At 63.2% G+C, this 3078-nt stretch carries 1 protein-coding gene; it reads right to left on the reverse strand.

From position 1 onward, the window contains the following. The coding region (gene hrpA, locus WCA85_RS22450; RefSeq protein ID WP_424067056.1) for an ATP-dependent RNA helicase HrpA at positions 1-3066 on the reverse strand (3066 nt) is incomplete at its 3' end. Positions 3067-3078: the final 12 nt, after the last annotated feature.

Here is a 3078-nt window from a genome sequence, read left to right on the forward strand (position 1 = left end):
ACCACCACCACCACCGCCGCCCGCCAGCGCAATGCCCGCGGCCCCCGCAGCAATCTTCTGGAAATGCTGCTGCGCCTGGCCGCCCAACTCCGCGCGCAATTGCGCCAGATTGCGCCCCATTGCGAGTTGCCGCCCATGTTCGTCGACGACCTTGAAGTTCATGAACAGGTGCGCCGCCAACGTCTCGAGCTTGAAATCGGACTGTTTCATCGCGACCTGGGTTTGCTCGCGCACATCGGCAATTAGCGCCTCAAGCAAGCCACCCGCACCAAAACGTGGACCAGCAGCGCGCTCGACAAACCCAGCCGCATATTCCGGCAGCGGCACGCAATGCCGCCGCAGTTTCTGCGGCAAGGATTTGAGCAGCAGTTGCGCCTTTTCCTTCAGCATCCCCGGCACGAGCCACTCGCATCGTCGCGCGTCCACCTGGTTGAGCGCGTACAGCGGCACCGCGAGCGTCACGCCATCGCGCGGCGAACCCGGCTCGAAGTGATACGTCAACCCCATCTCTACGCCCGCCATCGTCATCCGTTTGGGGAATAGATCAGTAGTCACGCCGGCGGCCTCGTGACGCATCAGATCATCGCGCGACAGGTATAGCAGGCGCAGCTTGTCTTCCTGCTGGCCGCTCTTCTTTATTTCGTCGCGGTACCAGCGCTCGAACGACGCGCCTGTATAAATACCCTCCGGGAGAGCCTGATCGTAAAACGCGTAGATCAGTTCGTCGTCGACCAGCACATCCTGGCGGCGCGATTTGTGTTCGAGCTGCTCGATGTCGGCGAGAAGTTTGCGGTTATGCGCAAAGAACGCGAGCTTGGTGTCGAATTCGCCCTCCACCAGCGCGCCACGAATAAATAACTCGCGGGCGCGTGACGGGTCCTGCTTGCCAAAACTCACCCGGCGCCGATGGTAAATCGGCAGACCGTATAGCACAGCCCGCTCGTAGGCCGACACCTGGGCCGCCCGCTTTTCCCAATGCGGCTCGGAAAGCGATTTCTTCAGCAGATGCGCACCAATGCGCTCGATCCATTCAGGCTCGATCTTCGCAATACAGCGCGCGAAAAGGCGGCTTGTTTCGACCAGTTCCGCGGCCATCACCCACTTGCCGGCCTTTTTTACGAGCGCCGAGCCGGGCCACAGATAAAACTTGATGGTGCGTGCGCCGAGGTAATAAGGCTCATCGTCGGCCTTCAGGCCGATATTGCCGAGCAGGCCCGTCAACAACGCGAGATGGATCTGTTCGAAGGTCGCTTCCGCTTCATTGAGCCGCCAGCCGTGTTCGCGCACTACCGTGTGCAATTGCGAATGCACGTCGCGCCATTCGCGCAGCCGAACATGCGACAGAAAATTCGCGCGGCACGCATCGGTCAACTGCTTGTTGGACTTCTTGTGCGTGACCGCGTCCTCGAACCACGTCCAGATTTTCAGCCACTGCAAGAATTCGGAACGCTCGTCGGCAAAGCGGCGATGCGCCTGATCGGCCTGCTCCTGCGCTTCGATTGGCCGGTCGCGCGGGTCCTGCACGGACAGCGCGCTGGCGATGATCAGCACTTCGCGCAGCGCCTGCTGGTCGCGTGCAGCGAGAATCATCCGCCCCACGCGCGGATCGAGCGGAAGTCGTGCGAGTTCACGGCCCAGCGGCGTAAGCTCGTTGTCGTCATCAACGGCGCCGAGTTCGTTCAGCAGTTGATAACCGTCGGCAATCGCGCGGCCAGGCGGCGGTTCGATAAACGGAAACGTTTCGATCGCCGTCAGATGCAGCGACTTCATCCGCAAAATCACGGAGGCCAGCGACGAGCGCAGGATTTCCGGATCGGTGAAGCGCACGCGTGACTGGAAGTCGCTTTCCTCATAGAGACGAATACACACGCCGTCCGCGACGCGTCCGCAGCGACCGGCGCGCTGATTGGCGGCGGCCTGCGAAATCGATTCGACCTGCAACTGCTCGACCTTGTTGCGATACGAATAGCGCTTCACGCGCGCCAGTCCCGTATCGACGACATAGCGGATTCCCGGCACCGTCAGCGACGTTTCCGCGACATTGGTTGCCAGCACAATGCGCCGCGCGTTCGACCCGCGGAATACGCGCTCCTGGTCAGCCGCCGAGAGCCGGGCGAACAGCGGCAGTATCTCCGTATGCGGCGGATGGTGTTTGCGCAGCGCCTCCGCGGCGTCACGGATCTCGCGCTCGCCGGGCAAAAACACCAGCACGTCGCCGGGGCCTTCGCGGCACAGTTCATCGACTGCGTCGACGATCGCTTCCATCAGGTCGCGATCCGTTTCGCGCTGCGTCCTGGGCCGCTCGCGCGACGACGACGAGCCTTCCGCCGATTTCACCGCCGGGCTGTCTTCAGCCACCGGTCGATAACGCACCTCGACCGGATACAGGCGGCCGCTCACCTCGATCACCGGCGCGGGCTTCTCTTCGCTGCCGAAATGGCGCGCGAAGCGATCGGCGTCGATGGTCGCCGAGGTCACGATCAGCTTCAGATCGGGACGGCGTGGCAAGATTTCCCGCAGATAGCCGAGCAGAAAATCGATGTTCAGACTGCGCTCGTGCGCCTCGTCGAGGATCAGCGTGTCGTAGGCTTTGAGCAGCGGATCGGTTTGGGTTTCGGCGAGCAGAATGCCGTCGGTCATCAGCTTGACCGAAGCGCCTGGCGACAGATTGTCGGTAAACCGCACCTTGTAGCCGACCACTTCGCCGAACGGCGTGCCGAGTTCTTCGGCGATACGGCGCCCGGTCGCGGAAGCCGCAATCCGGCGCGGCTGCGTGTGCCCGATCAGGCCGGAGCCGCCCGCGCCAAGTCCGCGTCCGAGTTCCAGACAGATTTTCGGGAGTTGGGTGGTTTTGCCCGAACCCGTCTCGCCGCAGACGATCACCACCTGGTTGTTCGCAATCGCCCGCGCAATCTCTTCGCGGCGGCCGGATACCGGCAGCGCCTCGGGGAAAGTGATCGGCGGAATCGGATTGGGCACGACCGTGCGCGCGGGGCGTGGTTCGCGGGGTGGGCGTGGCTCGCCGGACGCGCGTGATTCCCGGGGACCGCGTGGTTCTCCCGGCACGCGTGGTTCTCC

Origin of the sequence: Paraburkholderia sp. (assembly GCF_049581445.1) — a bacterium.
Taxonomy (GTDB): domain Bacteria; phylum Pseudomonadota; class Gammaproteobacteria; order Burkholderiales; family Burkholderiaceae; genus Paraburkholderia.